Source organism: Flavobacterium sp. KKT103 (genome assembly GCF_055640565.1).
This window is the reverse complement of record NZ_CM145766.1, coordinates 3574594-3596053: the sequence shown is the minus strand read 5'-3', so window position 1 is coordinate 3596053 and position 21460 is coordinate 3574594. Positions and strand designations below refer to the sequence as shown.

Annotated in this window: 17 protein-coding genes; 7 read left to right on the top strand and 10 right to left on the bottom strand. The window is 37.3% G+C overall.

Going from position 1 to position 21460, the window contains the following annotated elements; all coding sequences use genetic code 11:
* Nucleotides 1–20 precede the first annotated feature (20 nt).
* Nucleotides 21–557, bottom strand: a complete 537-nt coding sequence (locus ACZ2G0_RS15365) for a phosphoglycerate mutase family protein (protein ID WP_470308379.1) — start codon at nucleotides 555–557, stop codon at nucleotides 21–23.
* Nucleotides 558–704: 147 nt separating this feature from the next.
* Between ACZ2G0_RS15365 and ACZ2G0_RS15360 the strand changes: the two genes are divergently transcribed.
* The 5 genes from ACZ2G0_RS15360 (at nucleotide 705) to guaB (ending at nucleotide 6503) form a co-directional block, all read left to right on the top strand.
* Nucleotides 705–1724 (top strand): quinone-dependent dihydroorotate dehydrogenase, encoded by a 1020-nt coding sequence (locus tag ACZ2G0_RS15360; RefSeq protein WP_470308378.1) that lies wholly within the window; start codon nucleotides 705–707, stop codon nucleotides 1722–1724.
* 124 nt (nucleotides 1725–1848) lie between these two features.
* On the top strand, nucleotides 1849–2712 hold the full coding sequence (locus ACZ2G0_RS15355) for a hydroxymethylglutaryl-CoA lyase (RefSeq protein WP_470308377.1): 864 nt from the start codon (nucleotides 1849–1851) through the stop codon (nucleotides 2710–2712).
* Between the two features lie 95 nt (nucleotides 2713–2807).
* The gene (locus ACZ2G0_RS15350; protein WP_470308376.1) at nucleotides 2808–3359 is read left to right on the top strand and encodes a hypothetical protein; all 552 of its coding nucleotides are present in this window, start codon (nucleotides 2808–2810) and stop codon (nucleotides 3357–3359) included.
* Nucleotides 3356–4756 carry a DUF5723 family protein gene (locus ACZ2G0_RS15345; protein WP_470308375.1) on the top strand — a complete coding sequence of 467 codons (1401 nt, stop codon included), beginning with the start codon at nucleotides 3356–3358 and terminating at the stop codon, nucleotides 4754–4756. Before ACZ2G0_RS15350 ends, ACZ2G0_RS15345 begins: the two co-directional genes overlap by 4 nt.
* Nucleotides 4757–5030: 274 nt before the next feature.
* Nucleotides 5031–6503, top strand: a complete 1473-nt coding sequence (gene guaB, locus ACZ2G0_RS15340; protein ID WP_470308374.1) for an IMP dehydrogenase — start codon at nucleotides 5031–5033, stop codon at nucleotides 6501–6503.
* Between the two features lie 75 nt (nucleotides 6504–6578).
* Here guaB and ACZ2G0_RS15335 read toward each other — a convergent pair whose 3' ends face one another.
* The 6 genes from ACZ2G0_RS15335 to ACZ2G0_RS15310 all read right to left on the bottom strand — a co-directional run bounded on the left by ACZ2G0_RS15335 (nucleotide 6579) and on the right by ACZ2G0_RS15310 (nucleotide 13289).
* Complete coding sequence (locus ACZ2G0_RS15335; protein WP_470308373.1) at nucleotides 6579–7406, bottom strand: alpha/beta hydrolase; 828 nt, start codon at nucleotides 7404–7406, stop codon at nucleotides 6579–6581.
* Between the two features lie 87 nt (nucleotides 7407–7493).
* A complete protein-coding gene (locus ACZ2G0_RS15330) occupies nucleotides 7494–7664 on the bottom strand; it encodes a hypothetical protein (protein WP_470308372.1) in 171 nt (56 codons plus the stop codon).
* A gap of 163 nt (nucleotides 7665–7827) precedes the next feature.
* Nucleotides 7828–8223: a hypothetical protein gene (locus ACZ2G0_RS15325; RefSeq protein WP_470308371.1), complete on the bottom strand. Its 396-nt coding sequence runs from the start codon at nucleotides 8221–8223 to the stop codon at nucleotides 7828–7830.
* Between the two features lie 465 nt (nucleotides 8224–8688).
* On the bottom strand, nucleotides 8689–10926 hold the full coding sequence (locus ACZ2G0_RS15320) for a cation:proton antiporter domain-containing protein (RefSeq protein WP_470308370.1): 2238 nt from the start codon (nucleotides 10924–10926) through the stop codon (nucleotides 8689–8691).
* Between the two features lie 255 nt (nucleotides 10927–11181).
* Nucleotides 11182–12528: an adenylosuccinate lyase gene (gene purB / locus ACZ2G0_RS15315; protein ID WP_470308369.1), complete on the bottom strand. Its 1347-nt coding sequence runs from the start codon at nucleotides 12526–12528 to the stop codon at nucleotides 11182–11184.
* 68 nt (nucleotides 12529–12596) lie between these two features.
* On the bottom strand, nucleotides 12597–13289 hold the full coding sequence (locus ACZ2G0_RS15310) for an SIR2 family NAD-dependent protein deacylase (RefSeq protein ID WP_470308368.1): 693 nt from the start codon (nucleotides 13287–13289) through the stop codon (nucleotides 12597–12599).
* A gap of 248 nt (nucleotides 13290–13537) precedes the next feature.
* On the opposite strand from ACZ2G0_RS15310, the gene ACZ2G0_RS15305 reads away from it, so the two are divergent.
* Nucleotides 13538–13909 (top strand): hypothetical protein, encoded by a 372-nt coding sequence (locus tag ACZ2G0_RS15305; RefSeq protein WP_470308367.1) that lies wholly within the window; start codon nucleotides 13538–13540, stop codon nucleotides 13907–13909.
* 42 nt (nucleotides 13910–13951) lie between these two features.
* Entirely contained in the window at nucleotides 13952–14614 is a 663-nt protein-coding gene (locus ACZ2G0_RS15300) for a TrmH family RNA methyltransferase (protein WP_470308366.1), read from the top strand.
* Nucleotides 14615–14891: 277 nt separating this feature from the next.
* Here ACZ2G0_RS15300 and katG read toward each other — a convergent pair whose 3' ends face one another.
* The 3 genes from katG to ACZ2G0_RS15285 form a co-directional block, all read right to left on the bottom strand.
* A complete protein-coding gene (gene katG, locus ACZ2G0_RS15295) occupies nucleotides 14892–17147 on the bottom strand; it encodes a catalase/peroxidase HPI (protein ID WP_470308365.1) in 2256 nt (751 codons plus the stop codon).
* A 506-nt stretch (nucleotides 17148–17653) separates the two neighbouring features.
* Nucleotides 17654–20998 carry a preprotein translocase subunit SecA gene (gene secA / locus ACZ2G0_RS15290; protein WP_470308364.1) on the bottom strand — a complete coding sequence of 1115 codons (3345 nt, stop codon included), beginning with the start codon at nucleotides 20996–20998 and terminating at the stop codon, nucleotides 17654–17656.
* Between the two features lie 88 nt (nucleotides 20999–21086).
* Nucleotides 21087–21308 carry a DUF2795 domain-containing protein gene (locus ACZ2G0_RS15285; protein ID WP_007138072.1) on the bottom strand — a complete coding sequence of 74 codons (222 nt, stop codon included), beginning with the start codon at nucleotides 21306–21308 and terminating at the stop codon, nucleotides 21087–21089.
* Nucleotides 21309–21460 lie beyond the last annotated feature (152 nt).

Here is a 21460-nt window from a genome sequence, read left to right as displayed (position 1 = left end):
TCTTTTAGTTTTTGGTGCTATTATTCAGTTTTTGTTGCTGGCTTACTTTTAGCTCCATATTTCATGGCTCTTACTTTCGTATTGCCATTTGCTTTAAGCGTAACCAAAAATAAGTTGTCGTAGTCTTCGTCTCCAATTGAAGCGAACGGTTTTAAACCACCAGCCGCTTCGATAGTTTCTAGGATGGTATTAGAATGACCTACGATCAAGATGGTTTTTCCTTGGTTGCTTTTTACAATTGTCGGAATTGCTTCTTTCAAATTTCTGGAATCATAGGACTGGATGTTAAGCTTTTTATTAGTTGCTGTTGGTTGTGCAGTGGCTTTCGTACGCTTATAATCGGTAGAGTAAATAACATCTATTTTCTTTTTTTGCAGGATTTGTGCTAAAGCATCTGCTCTTTCGAGTCCTTTTGTCGTTAGTAGTGGATCTCTCTCTTTAGGATTATCAGTCATTTTTTCGGCATGACGCACGATATATATTTTAGTTGCTTTTTTGCTTTGAGCAAAAAGAGATAGAGAAAGTAGTAGTAATAGTAAGAAGATGTATTTTTTCATTGTTTTTTATTTATAGCTGCTAATTTATTGCTAAATATTCACAAAATAGCGATTCAAAACGGCTTTAACAGCTTCTTTAATTTTTGAGTATAATTATTTATTTATCGGGTAGATAGTTCTATTTTTGCATAACACAACTACTACACCATGTATAAACAGCTTATTCGTCCGTTATTTTTTCTTTTTGACCCTGAAAAAATACATTATTTCACCTTTTCATTAGTTCGTTTTACTTCTAAGATACCGGGATTGGCATCTGTTTTTCGTTCGTTATATTTAGTAAACGATACCCGATTAGAAACAGAAGTTTTTGGTTTAAAGTTTAAAAATCCTGTTGGTTTGGCTGCAGGCTTTGATAAGGATGCCAAATTGTACAAGGAGCTGTCTAACTTTGGTTTTGGTTTTATTGAAATCGGAACGTTAACACCCAAAGGACAAGAAGGAAATCCTAAAAAACGCTTGTTTCGATTAAAAGAAGATTCGGCAATCATTAACCGAATGGGTTTTAATAATGGTGGAGTTCTCGAAGCAGTTGAGCGATTGAAAGCAAATAATGGTGTTTTAATTGGAGGAAACATTGGTAAAAACAAACTAACACCTAACGAAGAAGCAACCTCTGATTATGAAATATGTTTTGATGCGCTTTATGATCATGTAGATTATTTTGTGGTGAATGTGAGTTCGCCTAACACCCCTAATCTACGCGCTTTACAAGACAAAGAGCCGCTGACACAATTGTTGCAAACTTTACAGAATAAGAATTTGGCTAAGCCAAAACAAAAACCAATTTTGCTAAAAATAGCACCTGATTTAACCGATGAGCAGTTGTTGGATATTATCGATATCGTTGCCGATACTAAGATTGCTGGGGTTATCGCCACTAATACTACAATCTCTCGAGAAGGTTTGCAGTCAGTGAACAAGTCGGAAATGGGTGGGCTTTCAGGAAAACCGTTAACGAAGCGCTCGACGGAAGTGATTCGGTTTTTATCTCAAAAAAGTAATAAAGCCTTTCCAATTATTGGAGTAGGCGGAATCCATACTGCCGAAGATGCAATTGAAAAATTAGAAGCGGGAGCGAGTTTGATTCAATTATATACAGGCTTTATTTATGAAGGTCCTGCTTTAGTTAAGGCAATTAATAAAAAGATTTTGAAAGGAATGTAAAATACAGATTTTAAAATTGATAATAAAGCGTACTTCTTATTGCAGAATACGCTTTTTTTATTTGTTTAAATTTTCATAATCATAACCTTTGCCTATTTATTTGTTTTCTTATCTTTGAAAATATATGAAGCCAGTAAAAATTATAGAATGTCCGCGCGATGCCATGCAAGGCATTAAGCCATTTATTCCTACCGAAAGGAAAGTTGCTTACATACAATCCTTATTGCGTGTGGGTTTTGACTCCATCGATTTTGGAAGTTTTGTTTCTCCAAATGCGATTCCGCAAATGGTGGATACAGCTGAGGTTTTGGCGCAACTGGATTTATCGCAAACCAGCAGTAAACTTCTAGCCATTATTGCAAATACTAGAGGTGCTGAATTAGCAAGCCAACACCAAGAAATACAATATTTAGGTTTTCCGTTTTCTATATCGGAGAATTTTCAGATGCGAAATACGCATAAAACAATTGCAGAATCGTTAGTAACTTTGACCGAAATTTTAGAGATAGCTGATCAAACGAATAAAGAGGTCGTAGCTTATCTTTCTATGGGATTTGGGAATCCATACGGTGATCCATGGAATGTAGATATAGTAGGAGAGTGGACGGAGAAAATGTCCAACATGGGCGTTAAAATTCTGTCTTTATCTGATACCGTAGGAAGCTCAACTCCCGATGTCATTAGTTATTTGTTTTCTAATTTAATTCCAAAATATCCTGATATCGAATTTGGAGCGCACTTACACACCACTCCTGATAAATGGTTTGAAAAAATCGATGCTGCCTACAAAGCCGGTTGTGTTCGATATGACGGCGCAATACAAGGTTTTGGCGGCTGCCCAATGGCCAAAGACGATTTGACAGGAAACATGCCTACCGAAAAATTACTATCGTATTTTACAGCAAATAAAGTAGAGACTAATTTGAATCCGTTGAGTTTTGAAAGTGCATACAATGAAGCTTCCAAGTTATTTGGAGAGTTTCACTAGTTGCAGTTTTAGCTAGCGAGTCAAGTAACACAATAACAATGCAATTCATTCGTTTTTATACAAGAAACTCCCTATTTATTCAATTTTATAGTTAGATGAAATACTACCGCATTGTTGTCTTTTTTGCCTTTTTAAGTTCCCTTTTTTTGGTGAGCTCTTGCTCAAGTGAATTGGATTTTAACCAAGTTAACGATGCGAAGCTCGAGCCTGTCTTTATAGCTAATCTCTCTTATTTTGATGTGCAACCTAAAGATTTTTTTGTCAGTGGACAAGAGCAAGCCATTGCATTTGATGCCGAGAATTTCGATGTTTTTAGAGATAAATATTTTAAAAGTTACTTGCGAAAAGCCGACTTTTATTTTGAAGTCGAGAATACTATTACAAGATCTTTTAGTCTTGATATTGTTCTATTCGATCAAAACGATCAAGTGCTTTATATAAAAACGCTTGCTATTCCTGCGTACACGGGCACAACAATTAGAGTAACTGATACCGATATTTTTGAAAATGCTAAGTTAGACTTACTTAAAAGAACGACTAGATTAGGATTTGGTATTGTAAAAAATGCAGGCACACCATTAACTGTAAATAGCCCAGGTAATTTAATATTGCGATCTACTGCAACAGTATATTTAGTAATACAATGAGAAAAATCTATATCACACTACTTCTTTCGTGCTTTGTTACTTCCTTTTCTCAAAACAAGCAATTATTGTATAACTTCACCGCCATCCCGCAGTCCTTGATGACTAATCCGGGAGCTGATGTCAAATATAAATATTATTTTGGTGTTCCATTGCTCTCTGCTATATCCGTGCAAGCGGGCTCTTCGGGATTTTCAGCTTATGATTTATTTGCTAACAATGGTATCGATTTCAATACTAAATTACGTAACGTAGTTTACAATGCATCTCGCAATGACATACTAACGATTAATGAGCAAATCGAACTATTTAGTGGCGGTTTTAAGCTAGGCGATTGGATGAAAAACAAAGGCTATATTTCCTTTGGTATGTATCAAGAGTTTGATTTTGTTAGTTATGTTCCTAAAGATATAGCCATTTTGGCGCTAGATGGTAACCAAAATTACTTGGGTCGTCCCTTTAATCTTGGTGATTTGAGCTTAAAAACAGAAATGGTATTGGTGTTGCATGTAGGCTATCATAAAAATGTAAGCGACAAATTAATTCTAGGAGCTAGAGCTAAGATTTATTCTAGTCCTTTTAATGCTACATCCACTAAAAACTCCGGTTATGTACTTACCACTCCTGGTGCGACTACGTTTTATGATCAGGTTATTTACTCGGATATGCAGTTAAATACAAGTGGAATTTCTAAATATATTGCTAAAGGATACGAGGGAGACGCCGCAGCCGATTTTCAGAAAAAAGCACTTTTTGGAGGAGACTTAGGGTTAGGGCTTGATCTTGGGTTTACGTATTACCCTCAAAAAAACAAACAGCTTACGGCTAGTGTAGTGGATCTGGGTTTTGTGTCACACAGTAAGGATGTGCAGTCATTTACGTATAAAGGAGTTTATCAGTACAAAGGAATAAATCCAAATTTCAACGGAACCACCACGCCTGAAAATGTGTACCAAGAATTCAATGAGGCTATTCCGCTTGATACCTTATACAATAAATACACTACTTTGCGACCAATAAAAATCAATGCTTCCTATCAATATTCGTTTAATGATGATCGAGGAGGAGAGGATTGTAGTTGTACTACCAGCGCATCTGCTTATAAAACAGCCGTAGGAGCGCAACTATTCATGATGTCCGTACCGCGGGCACCTTTAATGGCGTTGACAGGATATGTAAAGCACCGTCTTATCAATGGTCTAGACCTGAAAGCGACCTATACGGTGGATTCCTTTTCTGCTAAAAACATTGGTTTGGGCATGGCAATAAATGCTGGTAAATTCAATATGTATGTCTTGGCGGACAATTTGTTGGAATATCGTGATTTGTCCAAAGCTAATAGTCTATCCTTTCAATTTGGATTCAATTTCGTGTTCAAAGACAGCAATGACCCTCCTTAATTCATGTTGTAGGAGCTTTTTCCAGCTCTCCATTTCAAGCACACTATCACAATCCTCTTTTTAAATACTTGTAAAAGAGCTTCCTTTGGTCGCTTTTTACAAGCAATAAAAAGGTAGGATTCTAATTAGTGTGGCTTTCCATTCCTATCTGGGCTATGAACATCCCGCCTTAAAACACTATTCGAGAGTGGTCTATCTTGATAATCCAAAATGAAAGTAGAACTATTCAAGATAATTTTGTATATTTGCACGCAATTCAACAAGAAATTGCACCATGATAGCACACAACTCCAAGATTATCGGCGAAGGACTAACTTACGATGATGTTTTATTAGTACCTAACTACTCTAATGTGCTTCCCCGCGAAGTAAGTATCAAATCAAAATTTTCACGAAACATAACGCTTAATGTTCCAATTGTGTCCGCAGCTATGGATACCGTTACGGAGTCAGCTATGGCTATTGCTATGGCACAAGAGGGCGGAATAGGTGTTTTGCATAAAAACATGACGATCGAGCAACAAGCTGCCAAAGTACGTAAAGTAAAGCGTGCCGAGTCAGGAATGATAATCGATCCCGTTACTTTACCATTAACTTCTACAGTAGCCGATGCAAAAAGCGCTATGAAAGAATACGGTATTGGCGGAATCCCAATCGTGGATGAAAATAAAAAACTAAAAGGAATTGTTACCAATAGAGATTTGCGTTTTGAAAAAGTAAATTCAAGACCTATTGTTGAGGTAATGACCAAGGAAAACTTGATTACAGTTGCTGAAGGTACTTCATTGGAACAAGCCGAAGTAGTACTACAAGGATACAAAATTGAAAAATTACCAGTTGTAAATGATGATTATAAACTAGTGGGTCTGATCACTTTTAGAGACATCACTAAATTAACTCAAAAACCTATTGCTAACAAAGATGTTTACGGGCGTTTGCGTGTTGCAGCTGCTATAGGTGTTACAGGTGATGCAGTTGAACGAGCGGCAGCACTTGTAAAAGCAGGTGTAGATGCCATCATTATTGATACAGCTCACGGTCATACGCAAGGTGTTGTCAATACACTTAAAGAAGTAAAAACTAAATTTCCTCAAATAGATGTTATCGTAGGTAATATTGCAACTCCCGAAGCAGCTAAATTTTTAGTAGAAAACGGAGCTGATGGCGTAAAAGTAGGAATTGGACCGGGTTCAATCTGTACTACGCGTATCGTAGCAGGTGTTGGTTTTCCTCAATTCTCAGCTGTTTTAGAAGTAGCTGCAGCCTTAAAAGGCACAGGTGTTCCTGTTATTGCTGATGGTGGAATTCGTTACACTGGTGATATCCCTAAGGCTTTAGCCGCTGGTGCCGACTGTGTAATGCTAGGTTCATTACTTGCAGGTACAAAAGAGTCTCCAGGAGAAACTATTATTTTTGAAGGTAGAAAGTTCAAATCGTACCGCGGAATGGGTTCTGTTGAAGCAATGGAAACCGGTTCAAAAGACCGTTACTTTCAAGATGTAGAAGATGATGTTAAAAAATTAGTTCCAGAAGGAATCGTAGGTCGTGTTCCTTACAAAGGAGAACTAAACGAAAGTATGCTGCAATTTATTGGTGGACTTCGCGCCGGAATGGGGTATTGTGGTTCAAAAGATATTCCTACTTTGCAAGAAACAGGACGTTTTGTTCGTATTACTGCTAGTGGAATCAACGAGAGTCATCCGCATAACGTAACGATTACTAAAGAAGCGCCTAATTACTCAAGATAAGAAGGTTCTAAATACATAAAAAAGGCTGTCTAAATTCTATTTAGACAGCCTTTTTCAATTTGAGGTGCAATCATTTTATTTTTTAAATATTTTCTCAAAAGCATCATAAACAGCTAAATGCAAAGCATCGCCATGATTTTGCTTTTCAAAAAAGGAGTAGAAAACCGTCGTATTGCTCTTTTTTTGATTGTTGATTTTATCATACAAAGCGCTAGCGGTTCGTTCCATAATAGCGCCTTCTTTTCCTACGGCAATATAAATTGATTTTTTCGAGCTGTAGGTCGCGGGTTGTACTGCTAGAAGTGACTCATTATCCCACCATAAACTTGGACTCACAATGATATAATTGTCAAATAAATTCGGTTTTTTAAACAAGATTTCAGTGGCTAAAAGACCGCCTAGGGATTGCCCGATTATTGTTGTTGGGCCTGAAGTTTTATAATTTGTAGTTATATACGGTTGCAATTCTTTTTCAAGAAACTGAATAAAATTAGCCGATTTACCTGAAGTAGGTAAATCTGTTTTATCCTGCTTATTGGTTGTAGGATAAGTAAAATCTTTTTTTCGGTCAGTGTTTGCAATCCCAACAATAATAGATTCAGGAACCATATTAATCCACGAAAAAGAACCAAATTGCACTATGCCCGCAATATGTATAAAGTCTTCATCTAAGGAACCGTCAAGTAAATATATGACAGGGTACTTCTTGCTTGCATCGGTGGAATAGTTTGGTGGTAAATAGATATTCAGAATTCGGTTTTCATTCAGGATATCCGATTTCAATTCAACCGTTTCGCCCAAAGTGATGGGATTGGATGTATTGAGTTTGAGTTCTACTTGTGACCAAGTAGATTGACTCAAAAGCAGAATAAAACAAATCGCAAGTACTTTTATTGGAGCCATTCCTTTAATTTTTTTTAAAATGTTATAATTCACTGATCTATTATATCAGGTGTTTTTGATTGTACTAAAGCTAATGCGCTTTGTCAATCACGATTTTTTCTCTTTATTAAAAAAGGGAAATTCAAATAAAAGTAATCCCACTCCTATAGCGCAAATCGCACCAGCAATAAATCCAGAGGCTGTAAAGTCAATTGCCGAAAAGTTGAGGATCAGTCCTATGAGCAATAAAATTACTCCAATTATTTTGTTTTTAGTCATTTTGCTTTAGTTTTTCACGTAAAAAAAGCGGATTTTTCAAATTAGAAAAACCCGCTTGAATGTGTGCTGAATTGCACTTAGATAATTTTTAATAAACTTGTAATCAATAATTAGTACTTGTAAAAGAACAGTGTACTATTTAAAAATCACTTTGTTTTCGACCCTAAAGTGAAGTTCTAGAAATTTCAATTCCGGCTGGAAAAGAGATGTTCCCTTGTTCCTCTGCTGTAATATAAATTTCTTTTACTTTGAATGGCGTTGTTGCTTTTAAAACGGCTTTGCTTCCGTTTTTACTATTCAGTTGTCCTAAGTTTTTAGTCCCATTATCTTCCGTACTGATCCATACAACATAACTGCTTCTGGGTGGAGTCAATCTTTCGGCACTAGCTAAATTTTTAGCTGTAACTTCGATTATGGTGTTCTTATTCTTGTCTGTTTTAGTTTTTGCTACAATTTCTGCGGCTGGTGTAATTACCGATGTTGGGAAAGTCGCTGTTGATGCACATGAAGTTAATACTAGTACTAATGCTCCTGCAACTAAATGTTTTATTTTTTTCATTTTTTATAATTTAATTATTGTTCAAATTTAAAGGTCTTGAAACACTACCTTGGTTTGTTTTTTAGGCTGAATCATCGCTATTTTTTAGAGAGAAAATACTACTTTTTTATCGCATGAAATAGTATGAATCGCCTTGTATAAAGATAAGAAATATAACTGACAATTCCTAAAAATCTGGGACTGTTTCATTGGTTATGACGCTGTAAATTCTGGTTTTTATCACGATACCCAACGGGCTGCTTTTTTTTGAAAGTGATTAGATTGAAAGATCGTGAATTTCGGTCTGTTTTGCGTGAGGGATAGAAGTGGAGCTCTTTGTGTTTTCGTTTGTAAAACGAAAATACAAAAGCGGGAACGCATAGCCCGACCTTTACTAAAAACAGGACATGCAATCCTGTTTTTAGTAAAGGTCACGCCCAAAAAATAAATTAGAAATTGTTATACCAGCAAAGTGTAGTTGACTTTTTATTCTTTAAATAGATTAGCCATCAGTTTTTTGTTACCAACGATCCACAAAATATCATTTCTTTCTAGAATAATATTCGATTCGGGATTCAGTAAGCGTTTACCGTTTCGCTCGATTCCTACTACCAAACCGTTGGTTAGTTCACGTAATTTAGACCTACCAATACTTAAACCAATAAAATCTTCGTTTTGAAGTTCGATTTGCTTTAGTATCACCTCGTTATTAACTTTCTTGGGGATTTCGATTTCGTGCTTTCTTAAAAACTCCGCAAATTCTTTTACTTGCTCATCTGATCCAATAACGCAAATCTCGTCACCGGGGAACAACCGTTCGGTTTTATTGGGCACTTCAATCATGATTTCCCCACGTTTTATAAAAGCAATATTTACGCCTACTAACTCTCTAATACGGACTTCTCGCAAGGTTTGTCCAGCTAGATTAGATTCCTTCGCGATGGTAAATGTACTCATGTGCCCGTCCCAAGGCGTCAGGTTCGCATAGCGGCGGTCAATTTTCTTTTCTTCTCTATCGTTGAGGTTTTTCAAGAAATGACTTTCTATTTTATGGTATTGCTTGTGTAGTTTCTTAGGGAAAAAGAAATAAATAAGTAGCGCAATTACCAATGCAAAAAAGGCAACAGTAGGGGAGAAAAAGATATTTAGCAGAAAACCAATGTAAAATACCGCTAGTCCCATCCTAAAAAAGATAAGCATCAAGATTGGTCCGCGGTACTTTCGTTCCTTGTACAAAATCTCAACCTCCTTTACCGCAACACGGCGTAAAGATAATGCCCATAAAAAGGGTGAAATCACAATGATGGTAATGAGTGCTGCAATTGCATTTCCGAATTTTGATGATTCTACCAAGGGCAGAATGTATTTGCTCGAAATTAAAATGATCGAAGTAATGATAATTGTATGTAGCACAATTTGCAATAAATGCGTTCTTATAACAATTTGCCATGTACTTACGGATCGTATTGCTTGTGCATTTGAACTGTATCGCTCGATGCGTTTGGTCCATTTTCGGGGTAACGCTTTTTCCAAATAGCTAGAAAACGGAACCGCCAATTTAACCATAAACGGAGTCGTAAACGTGGTAATTGCTGATACCGCCACTACAACAGGATATAAAAAGGAACTGGTTACATTCATGGTCATTCCTAGCGTTGCAATGATAAACGAGAATTCCCCTATTTGCGATAAACTCATTCCGGTTTGTACGGATTGCTTTAAGGGTTGTCCTGAAATTAAGGCACCAATTGTAGAACTTATAGACTGTCCAAAAATGGTCACTAACGTCAAGATAAATACAGGTACGGCATATTCAACAAGAGTTGTTGGATCGATTAACATACCTACTGATACGAAAAACACAGCCCCAAATAAATCCTTTACGGGTTTGATTAAGTGTTCGATTCGCTCTGCTTGTGTGGTTTCTGCAATGATAGATCCCATTATAAACGCACCTAAGGCAGGAGAAAAACCAACATTAGAAGCCAAAATTACCATCATCAAACACAAAGCCAGTGAAATTATAAGTAGCATTTCATCAGTCAATAAATCCTTTGCTTTTTTTAATAAAGTGGGAATAAAAAAGATACCACCAATAAACCAAGCGGTCAGGAAAAAGATTAGTTTAAAAACCGAATACAGCAATTCACTACCCGAAAACTGCTGGCTAACAGCAACCGTAGACAGTAAAACCATCATTAAAATCGCAACAATATCTTGCACGATTAGCGAGCCAATCACGATACCGGCAAATTTTTGGGCTTTCACACCCAACTCATCAAAAGTTTTTAAAATTATAGTGGTCGAGGAAACGGATAAAATAACGCCTAAAAATATAGAATCCATTTGTTTCCAACCCATCCAACTCCCAATTAAAAAGCCCATCAGGACCATGACAATAATTTGGGTGACGGCCGTAATCGAGGCCGTTCCACCCACTTTCATGAGTTTTTTAAAGCTAAATTCGAGTCCAAGGCTAAACAGTAATACGATAACACCAATTTCAGCCCACACTTCAACACTCTTAATGTCCTTGACCGAGGGGAAAAAATGAAAATGATTTCCAGCCAGGAACCCAGCAATCAAATACCCAAGAACGAGTGGCTGTTTAATTTTTTTAAATAGTAGCACGGCAATCCCGGCAGTCATTAGGATCAATCCTAAGTCGCTTATTAAGGGTTCTAAATGGGTGGTAGCTTCGGCTACGGTTGCTGCAGTACTCATAATTTTTATAGGGAGCTAATCCAGCTTTTCATTGCAAGCTTTTAGTCAAAAATCTTTTTTATTAGGCTCTGGCAGGAGTTTCCTTTGGTCACTCGGCCATGAGCCATAAAAATAGATTTTTTTCCTGCAAGGCTTTTCATTGCAATCTGGGCTATGTTTACGTTACTATTAAATTTCTCGGTGGCAAATCGTTTTGCCATTCATAAAAAAAGCTATCCATAAAGATAGCTTTTTTTACGAATTCTAATCTGTTTTTTAGATTCCTAAAAAGTTGCTAGGTGTAATTTGTAATAATTCGGTTTTAATAGCTTCTGAAACGTCTAGCGTTCCAATAAACTCGTGAATCGATGCTTTAGTAATGGCCTCGTTCGTTCTTGTCAACCCTTTTAAGGCTTCATACGGATTTGGATATCCTTCACGACGCAAGATCGTTTGAATCGCCTCTGCAACTACTGCCCAGTTTTTTTCTAAATCTTCATGAAACTTAGATTCGTTAAGCAATAATTTATTCAATCCTTTCAAGGTTGCTTCAAACGAAATGATAGTGTGTCCCATGGGTACACCGATATTTCTTAAAACAGTACTGTCAGTCAAATCACGTTGCAAACGAGAGATGGGTAACTTAGCCGAAAGGTGTTCAAAAATTGCATTAGCAATTCCTAAATTTCCTTCTGAGTTTTCAAAATCAATAGGGTTTACTTTATGTGGCATAGCCGATGAACCTATTTCACCTGCTTTTATTTTTTGTTTGAAGTATTCCATCGATACATAGGTCCAAATGTCTCTGTCTAAATCAATAATAATGGTATTGATTCTTTTTAAGGCATCAAAGAATGCTGCAAAATGGTCGTAATGCTCAATTTGTGTTGTTGGGAACGAGTGGTGTAACCCTAAAGTGTCTCCCACAAATTTTCCTCCAAATTCTTTCCAATCAATTTGTGGATACGCTACATGATGCGCATTGTAATTTCCGGTTGCTCCACCAAATTTGGCGGCAAAAGGAACGTGAAACAACAAACGCATTTGCTCTTCTAAACGTTCTACAAAAACACCAATTTCTTTACCTAAACGCGTAGGTGAAGCGGGTTGTCCGTGTGTACGGGCAAGCAACGGAATGTGTGCCCATTCTTCACTTAATTCTTTTAATTTAGCGATCAATCCAATTAATGATGGCATATAAACGCTCTCAAAAGCTTCTTTAGTCGAAAGCGGAATCGCAGTATTATTGATGTCTTGTGATGTTAATCCAAAATGGATGAACTCTTTGTATTGTGATAATCCTAATTTTTCGAATTTATCCTTGATAAAGTATTCTACCGCTTTTACATCGTGGTTGGTTACTTTCTCAGTTTCTTTGATCCAGAGCGCATCTTCGGTGGTGAAGTTTTTGTAAATAGCACGTAAACTTTCAAATAAATCGGTATTTACAGTCGCTAGTTGTGGTAACGGAAGTTCGCACAAAGCAATAAAATATTCAATTTCAACTAATACTCGGTATTTTATTAGCGCTTCTTCTGAGAAAAAAGGCGCCAGTGAAATGGTTTTACTTCTATATCGTCCGTCGATAGGCGAAATAGCATTCAATTCGTTTAAAGTAGTCATTGTTGTGTTATTTGTTGTAAAAGCACAAATATAAAGCATTAAGGGCACAATCGAAAAGGAATAGTTTTTTAAATCAAGTCCATCAGCTCCTTTTGTAATTGTTGCATTCCTTTCGAAGCAATTTCGGGAATTAGGTGCAAGGGATTCCTTAAATTCGGTATTTTGATGGGTTTAGGGTCTATGTAGTAAACGGGAGTTGTCGCTTTAGTGAAATCGATTAAACCAGCTGCTGGATATACTTGTAAAGAAGTACCAATAACAGCGAAATAATCAGCAATTTCAGTGAGTTCAACCGCTCTTTCTAAAGCGGGAACTTCCTCACCAAACCACACAATGTGCGGACGCAATTGATTTTGGTTTTCATCAAAATCTCCAAAGTTTAAATCTTCGCTCCAATCTAAAATGTAATTGGGATTTACCGTGCTTCGAACCTTTAGTAATTCACCATGCAAATGCAATACCTTCGTGCTTCCTGCGCGTTCGTGTAAATCGTCGACATTTTGAGTGATGATTTGAACATCAAAATCACGTTCTAGCTCAGCCAAAAGGATATGTGCTGCATTAGGAATCACTTCTTTCAGTTGCTTTCGTCTTTGATTGTAGAAATCGAGAACTAAAGCGGGGTTTTTGTGCCAGCCTTCTGGTGTGGCAACATCGAGTACATTATGCCCTTCCCATAAACCGTCGCTATCGCGAAACGTTTTTATACCGCTCTCTGCACTAATTCCTGCTCCGGTTAGTACCACTACTTTTTTTTTCATTTTCTTGTAATTTGGGCGTGTTCGCCGCGGCGAACGGGCTTTCTGCTTTATCTTTATGGGGAAAAGAGCCCATAAAGGATGACGCGGCAATCCCTCACGCGAATTCGATATACATTGTTGATTTGCAATACAATAAAGTCAATCTTATTTTGAATGCTTCGATTATCTCTATTAGAGTTACGAATTTATGCTTTTATCGGACTGTATTTTATAAATTTGGGTTAAAATTACTTTTAAAACAAAGTGTGATGAACAAAGTAGGTGTCCTTTTCTTATTTATGTGCAGTTCGGTTTTATTTTCTCAAAGCACTAAGTCTCCTCAGCAGGTTGTAAAATTTGAGGATGATTCTTTAGATTTAAATTTCAGTCCTTTTAAAGTCAATGGACTAACCTATGATTTTTCGAAACGAGATACGCCATTCTCTCTTTATCATCCCATGCCGGGACTAAATGTTATGAGCCTTAATTCAAGGTATTATTATTCGATGGACAATACAAGTCGGTTACTGGGAATTGAAATGAAGGAGTACGAGAAAGAACCTATTTTTCCCGATGTAAAAAAAACAACTTTGGGCGAAGCGGTATTTTTACAAGTGATGAATTCGTTGTTTGATAAATAAAACTGATTCTTTTTGCTAGTTTTGCAGCAAATAAAAACAAATATGATTGACTTAAAGTATCTTGAATTTCTCGAAAACATTTTAACAGACAACCGAAAGGAACGTTTTTTAAATGTACTGGAAAACCGAACGAATCATTTTACGATTGCTGTTGAGGATATTTTTCAAATGCACAATGCTAGTGCTGTGATGCGGAGTTGTGAGGTTTTTGGAATTCAAGAACTTAATGTTATCGAGGAGCGATACGGAAAAAGTATTGATAAAGAAATTGCCATGGGTGCCCAAAAATGGGTCGATATCAATACATTCGATTCTGTTAAGAGTTGCCTTGATTCTATAAAAAGTAAAGGATACCAAATCATAGCCACTACACCACATGACAATGATTGCTTACTTGAAGATTTTGATATTTCGAAACCGAGTGCTTTGTTTTTTGGTACGGAGCGCGACGGATTATCTGAGGAAATCATGCAGCGCGCTGATGGTTTTTTAAAAATTCCGATGGTGGGTTTTACCGAAAGTTTGAATATTTCAGTTTCGGCAGCGATTATCATTCAGAATCTTACCAATAGATTGCGACGATCAACGATTGATTGGCATTTATCTGAGGAGGAAATGCTGGTTAAAAGATTGGCTTGGGCCAAAAGTTCGATAAAAGATATCAAACGAATCGAAGCGCGTTATTATGAAGAAAATCCGCGATAAGAATTGTATTTCGTTTGCTGCCCCAGATAGTAGCGGTAGCCCTGACTGCAAAAGCAGTTTTTTATGGGAACAGTAGAGCGACCAAAGGAAGCTCCTACTGTGACCTAATAAAAAAAGCTTTTTAAAGGAAGGCTTTAGCGTATAGCTGGAATAGGCACATTTTAATAGAAAGAACCTTTAACTAGTTATTGTAACTACTTATTATGGCATATAAAAAATCCCCAACTACAGTTGTAATTGGGGATTTTTGGATTAGTATCAACTTAAAAAAGGTTGTTTATTTTGCATCAAAGCGATCTGCGTTCATCACTTTAGTCCAAGTGGCTACGAAATCGTGAACAAATTTCTCTTTGTTGTCATCTTGCGCGTATACTTCAGCGTAAGAGCGTAGGATAGAGTTCGAACCAAAAACCAAGTCCATACGAGTGGCAGTCCATTTTACAACTCCTGTTCTACGGTCACAAATGTCGTATAAACCAGGTGTTGTAGGTTTCCAGCTGTTACCCATATCGGTTAGATTCACAAAGAAATCAGTCGTTAAAGCACCTATTGTATTCGTGAAAACACCATGTTTAGTATTACCAAAATTGGTACCTAACACTCTCATACCACCAACAAGAACTGTCATTTCTGGTGCGGTCAATCCTAATAATTGGGTGCGGTCAAGCATTAATTCTTCTGGACTAACTTCAAAGTCTGCTTTGGTATAGTTACGGTATCCATCTGCGATTGGCTCAAGTGGCTCAAAAGATTCGGCATCGGTCATTTCATCAGTAGCATCTCCACGTCCTGGCGTAAATGGTACCGTCGTTGGAAAACCGGCTGCCTTCGCTGCTTGTTCCACTCCTAAGTTACCAGCTAAAACAATGGTATCAGCAATACTAGCTCCAAATTCAGCAGCGATAGGCTCCAAAACTGAAAGCACATAAGCCAATCGTTGCGGTTCGTTTCCGTGCCAATCTTTTTGAGGTGCTAGACGAATTCGTGCTCCGTTAGCTCCACCACGCATGTCCGATCCACGGTAGGTGCGAGCACTATCCCAAGCGGTATTGATCATGTCTTGTATTGATAAACCTGAAGCAGCTATTTTACTTTTTAATGCATCGACATCGTAATTTTTATTTCCAACCGGGATTGGGTCTTGCCAAATTAAATCCTCTTGAGGTACATCAGTACCGAAGTATCTCGCTTTTGGTCCCATGTCTCTGTGCGTTAATTTAAACCAAGCACGAGCAAAAACATCAGAGAAATACTGTTGGTCGTTCATGAATTTCAAAGAGATTTCTCTGTAGATTGGATCTACTTTCATCGCCATATCTGCATCAGTCATAATAGGATTCAAACGGATTCCTGGATCTTCAACATCAACTGGCTTGTCTTCATCTTTAATACTTACGGGCTCGTATTGCCAAGCACCTGCTGGGCTTTTTACTAATTCCCATTCATGGTTGAATAACATTTCGAAATAGCCACCATCCCATTTAGTTGGGTTTGTTGTCCAGGCTCCTTCGATTCCGCTAGTTACTGTATCACGTCCTTTTCCGGTTCTTGTAGGATTGCTCCATCCAAAACCTTGCTCTTCAATAGCACCGCCTTCAGGTGATTCGCCTAAGATACTTGCATCACCATTTCCGTGTGCTTTACCTACGGTATGACCTCCAGCTGTTAATGCAACAGTTTCCTCATCATTCATTGCCATTCTTAGGAATGTTTCACGAATATGAGCAGCTGTTTTTAATGGATTTGGTTGGCCGTTTACTCCTTCTGGGTTAACATAGATCAATCCCATGTGAACTGAAGCCAATGGTTTTTCCATAGTTGACGGGTCTTCTAAATCAGCGTAGCGTTGTTCACTTGGAGCAAGCCATTCTGTTTCAGATCCCCAGTAAATATCGATTTCTGGGCTCCAGATATCAGGACGTCCAAAAGCAAATCCGAAGGTTTTTAAACCCATATTTTCGTAGGCGATTGTCCCAGCAAGTACCATTAAATCAGCCCAACTTAATTTATTTCCGTATTTTTTCTTGATAGGCCATAACAATCTTCTTGCTTTGTCTAAGCTAGCGTTATCAGGCCAAGAGTTTAATGGAGCAAAACGTTGATTTCCTGTTCCACCTCCACCACGACCATCATAGGTACGGTAGGATCCTGCTACGTGCCAGGTAAGACGAATCATTAATCCTCCATAGTGTCCCCAATCAGCAGGCCACCATTCTTGACTGTCCGTCATTAAAGCATGCATGTCTTTTTTAAGAGCTTCAATATCTAATTTCTTTAACTCTTCAGCGTAATTAAAGGATGTACCAAGAGGGTTTAATTTAGTGTCATTTTGATGTAAAATGTCTAAGTTAAGCGCATTTGGCCACCAGCTTTTTACAGCTCCTTGACTTCCTGTATTGGAACCGTGCATAACCGGACATTTGGCTGCTGCCGCAGAATTATTTCCTTCAACTATTGTTGTACCATCTGGAGCAGGAGTTTGTCCGTGGTTTACGGGACATTTACCTTGCTCGTTATTTGTGTTATTTTCCATATTTGTTTTTTTAGTTTGTTATTATCGTTGCATACAAATTTAACCTAATTGTGAATGTAAAAGCGCTGTCTCTAATCTTGATATTTTATAAAACAATAAAGAAAAGCTATTATAGATTTTTATTTAATAGTCTACTTATATGATTATAAAAAAGACATTCTCTCAAAAGTAACGAAAATTGATGAATTTGGAGTTACGATAACGTTAGGAATTGCAGCTGTTTTTATTTTAGAGGCATCAATCTTGTAAGCTTTAAAAAGGAGAGGTGGAGCAATAGGGTTCAACCTAATTATCGTTTTACTAGCCCTGACTGCAGCGGAAAGCCTACGCAGGTTAAAAACTACTTTTTTCTAGTGGTGGCAGAGCGACCAGCGGAAGCTCCTGACAGGGCTAAGAAAAAGAGTTTGAAACCAAGTAGCTTGAAGTGAAAGGCAGGAGTAGCTACAAATAAAAAATCCCCAACTACCATAGTAATTGGGGATTTAGCGTTTTATAAATGAGAAGTGTTATTTTACAACAACCCATTGTCCGGTTGCTACTAATGCTTCTGCTTTTTTATATTTCATTTCTTGCGTTTGACCGTTAGCAACATTTTGAATAGTTACAGTATCGTTGCGATTGATTTTAGGCATATCTCTAACGATTGTCTCTGTTACTTGACGTTGCTGTGTTTCCCCAGCTTCGCGATTCATGTTTTCGCTGTTTGGAATTTCGTCTTTGCTTAGTTGTAAGTTTTCTTTTGGACGACTTACTTCTCTCGCTTCTTGAATTTCAGGAGCTGTTTGTTGCGGTAAATCTCCTTTGAACAAGAAGGAGATTACCTCTTTATTAATACCATTAAGCATACCGTTGAATAAGTTGAACGCTTCGAACTTGTAGATAAGCAATGGATCTTTTTGCTCGTGAACGGCTAACTGAACTGATTGTTTCAATTCGTCCATTTTGCGTAAGTGTTTTTTCCAAGCTTCATCAACTATTGACAAGGTGATGTTTTTTTCAAAATCAGCGATTAGTTGCTTTCCTTCAGTTTCATAAGCACGTTTTAAATCAGTAACTACGTTCAATGATTTTACACCATCGGTAAACGGAACTACGATACGCTCAAATTGATTGTCTTTGTCTTCGAAAATGTTTTTGACGATAGGGAAGGCTTCTCTAGCGCTACGCTCACATTTTTCGTTGTAATATTTCAATGCTTCTTTGTATACTTTTCCAGTTAGCTCCATTTCTGTCGCTTTTGCAAATTCACCTTCGCTAACAGGAGAGGTGATTGAGAAGTAACGAATTAAATCAAATTCGAATGTTTTAAAATCATTGACCGCTTTTGTATTTTGAACGATTAATTCGCAAGTGTCGTACAACATGTTGGCGATATCTAATTTTAGACGCTCTCCAAACAAGGCATGACGACGACGCTTGTACACTACTTCACGTTGTGCGTTCATAACGTCATCATACTCTAATAAACGTTTACGAACTCCAAAGTTATTTTCTTCTACTTTTTTCTGAGCGCGCTCGATAGACTTAGTCATCATAGAATGTTGAATTACTTCTCCTTCTTCTAATCCCATTCTGTCCATTACTTTAGCAACTCTTTCAGAACCAAATAAACGCATTAAGTTGTCTTCAAGTGAAACGTAGAATTGTGAACTTCCCACATCTCCTTGACGTCCTGCACGTCCACGTAACTGGCGGTCAACACGACGCGAATCGTGACGCTCCGTACCTATGATTGCTAATCCACCTGCTGCTTTAACTTCAGCAGATAATTTAATATCGGTTCCACGACCCGCCATATTGGTTGCAATAGTTACAACTCCTGGCTTACCTGCATCTTCAACGATTTGTGCTTCTTGCTTGTGCATTTTAGCATTCAATACGTTGTGAGTAACGCCTCTCATCTTAAGCATACGGCTTAATAATTCAGATATTTCAACAGAGGTTGTTCCAATTAATACTGGACGACCTGCTTTTGATAATTCAGTTACATCTTCGATAACAGCGTTGAATTTTTCACGTGTTGTTTTATAGATAAAGTCTTCTTTGTCTTGACGCGCCATTGGTCTATTCGTTGGAATTTCAACAACATCCAATTTATAGATTTCCCAAAGTTCTCCAGCCTCAGTAACCGCTGTTCCAGTCATACCACCTAATTTGTTGTACATTCTGAAATAGTTTTGCAAGGTTACCGTTGCAAATGTTTGAGTAGCGGCTTCAATTTTCACATTCTCTTTAGCCTCAATCGCTTGGTGTAATCCATCAGAGTAACGACGTCCATCCATGATACGACCTGTTTGCTCATCTACAATCATGATCTTATTGTCCATGATTACATACTCTACATCTTTTTCGAATAAAGCGTATGCTTTAAGTAACTGTGTCAAAGTATGGATACGCTCACTTTTGATACTGAAATCTTGAAACAAAACTTCTTTTTCTTCCGCTTCAGCGTCTTTGTCTAATTTTTTCTTTTCGATGTTAGCTATCTCAGTACCAATGTCTGGTAAAACGAAAAAGTCAGCATCAGTATCTCCTGAAAGGTGCTTAATACCGTTATCAGTTAACTCTACTTGATTATTTTTTTCTTCAATGACAAAATACAACGCTTCATCAATTTTATGCATTTCACGGTTGTTGTCCTGCATGTATTGATTTTCTGTTTTTTGAAGCAATTGCTTGATTCCTTCTTCACTTAAGAACTTAATTAAAGCTTTGTTTTTAGGCAATGCTCTGTATGCTCTTAACAATTGGAAACCACCTTCTTTAGTGTTTCCTTCTTTTATTAATTTTTTAGCTTCGGTTAAGAAACCAGTCGCAAGTTGACGCTGTAAACCTACAAGATTTTCGATTTTTGGCTTCAACTCATTAAACTCGTGACGGTCTCCTTGAGGAACTGGTCCAGAGATGATCAAAGGTGTTCTTGCATCATCAATTAATACCGAATCCACCTCATCGACAATGGCGAAGTTGTGTTTTCTTTGTACTAAATCAGCTGGTGAATGTGCCATGTTATCTCTAAGGTAATCAAAACCAAATTCGTTATTGGTACCGTAAGTGATATCAGCATCGTATGCTTTTTTTCTACCTTCAGAGTTAGGTTGGTGATTGTCAATACAATCTACCGTTAAACCATGAAATTCAAATAATGGAGCTTTCCAAGTACTATCACGTTTAGCTAAGTAATCATTTACCGTTACTAAATGCACACCATTTCCAGTTAAAGCATTTAGGTATAATGGTAAGGTTGCCACTAAAGTTTTTCCCTCACCCGTTTGCATCTCTGCTACTTTACCTTCGTGAAGTACCATACCACCAATTAATTGAACATCGTAGTGGATCATGTCCCAAGTAATTTCTTTACCTGCGGCGTTCCATTTGTTGTGCCAAATTGCAGTATCAGCTACAAGTGTAACGTACGGTTTAGTAGCTGAAAATTCACGGTCAGCAGCAGTAGCAGTAACAGTGATTTCTGAATTATCTTTAAAACGTCTCGCTGTTTCTTTTACAACTGCAAAAGCTTCAGGAAGAATATCCATTAATGTTTTTTCTGAAACAGTATAGGCTTCTTTTTCTAAAGCGTCGATTTCACTGTAAAGATCTTCTCTTTTGTCAATGTCTTCGATTCCTTCAACTTCTTTTTTAAGAGCTGCAATTTTAGCATCAACACCTGCTCTCGCTGTTTTGATTGTTTCTTTAAAGAAAACCGTTCTACCTCTTAATTCATCATGAGATAAAGCGATAAGCGTGTTTTCAAAAGTTTTAATTTTGTTTAAGTAGGGTTGCAAAGCCTTTACGTCCTTCTGGGATTTATCTCCTACAAAGGCTTTAATTATGCTATTTATGAAACTCATAATATTATATATTTCTAATTAGTGTATCTCGTTGTAAATTTAACCAAAAAAAAAGCCTCTTTTGAGACTTTTTCTTGGTTGTTTTTTTTTAATATTCATCCTCATTCCAAAGATAATCTTCGTCAGTTGGGTAATCTGGCCAAATCTCTTCCATTGATTCGTATATCTCGCCTTCATCTTCAATAGATTGTAAGTTCTCTACTACTTCTAGTGGAGCTCCTGCACGTATAGCGTAATCAATAAGTTCGTCTTTGTTAGCAGGCCACGGTGCATCACTTAAGTAGGATGCTAATTCTAATGTCCAATACATCTTTTGTCGATTTAGTTTTGTGCAAAAATAAATTTTTTACTGAAAAAGACAAGTAAAAAATCATTTATTTTCAAAAAAAGTTAAGAACGTTTTTTTTTAGTGGTTAGTATTCCGTGTTACGTCATCAGTATTCAGTTCAAAACGGAACACTT

Excerpts from the sequence above, each read along its gene's own strand:
- secA (WP_470308364.1), bottom strand. The coding sequence starts at position 20,998 with ATGAGTTTCATAAATAGCATAATTAAAGCCTTTGTAGGAGATAAATCC.
- ACZ2G0_RS15330 (WP_470308372.1), bottom strand. The coding sequence starts at position 7,664 with ATGACTAAAAACAAAATAATTGGAGTAATTTTATTGCTCATAGGACTG.
- ACZ2G0_RS15345 (WP_470308375.1), top strand. The coding sequence starts at position 3,356 with ATGAGAAAAATCTATATCACACTACTTCTTTCGTGCTTTGTTACTTCC.
- ACZ2G0_RS15305 (WP_470308367.1), top strand. The coding sequence starts at position 13,538 with ATGAACAAAGTAGGTGTCCTTTTCTTATTTATGTGCAGTTCGGTTTTA.
- katG (WP_470308365.1), bottom strand. The coding sequence starts at position 17,147 with ATGGAAAATAACACAAATAACGAGCAAGGTAAATGTCCCGTAAACCAC.
- ACZ2G0_RS15310 (WP_470308368.1), bottom strand. The coding sequence starts at position 13,289 with ATGAAAAAAAAAGTAGTGGTACTAACCGGAGCAGGAATTAGTGCAGAG.
- ACZ2G0_RS15300 (WP_470308366.1), top strand. The coding sequence starts at position 13,952 with ATGATTGACTTAAAGTATCTTGAATTTCTCGAAAACATTTTAACAGAC.
- ACZ2G0_RS15365 (WP_470308379.1), bottom strand. The coding sequence starts at position 557 with ATGAAAAAATACATCTTCTTACTATTACTACTACTTTCTCTATCTCTT.
- ACZ2G0_RS15285 (WP_007138072.1), bottom strand. The coding sequence starts at position 21,308 with ATGTATTGGACATTAGAATTAGCATCCTACTTAAGTGATGCACCGTGG.
- guaB (WP_470308374.1), top strand. The coding sequence starts at position 5,031 with ATGATAGCACACAACTCCAAGATTATCGGCGAAGGACTAACTTACGAT.
- ACZ2G0_RS15350 (WP_470308376.1), top strand. The coding sequence starts at position 2,808 with ATGAAATACTACCGCATTGTTGTCTTTTTTGCCTTTTTAAGTTCCCTT.
- ACZ2G0_RS15355 (WP_470308377.1), top strand. The coding sequence starts at position 1,849 with ATGAAGCCAGTAAAAATTATAGAATGTCCGCGCGATGCCATGCAAGGC.
- ACZ2G0_RS15325 (WP_470308371.1), bottom strand. The coding sequence starts at position 8,223 with ATGAAAAAAATAAAACATTTAGTTGCAGGAGCATTAGTACTAGTATTA.
- purB (WP_470308369.1), bottom strand. The coding sequence starts at position 12,528 with ATGACTACTTTAAACGAATTGAATGCTATTTCGCCTATCGACGGACGA.
- ACZ2G0_RS15320 (WP_470308370.1), bottom strand. The coding sequence starts at position 10,926 with ATGAGTACTGCAGCAACCGTAGCCGAAGCTACCACCCATTTAGAACCC.
- ACZ2G0_RS15335 (WP_470308373.1), bottom strand. The coding sequence starts at position 7,406 with ATGGCTCCAATAAAAGTACTTGCGATTTGTTTTATTCTGCTTTTGAGT.
- ACZ2G0_RS15360 (WP_470308378.1), top strand. The coding sequence starts at position 705 with ATGTATAAACAGCTTATTCGTCCGTTATTTTTTCTTTTTGACCCTGAA.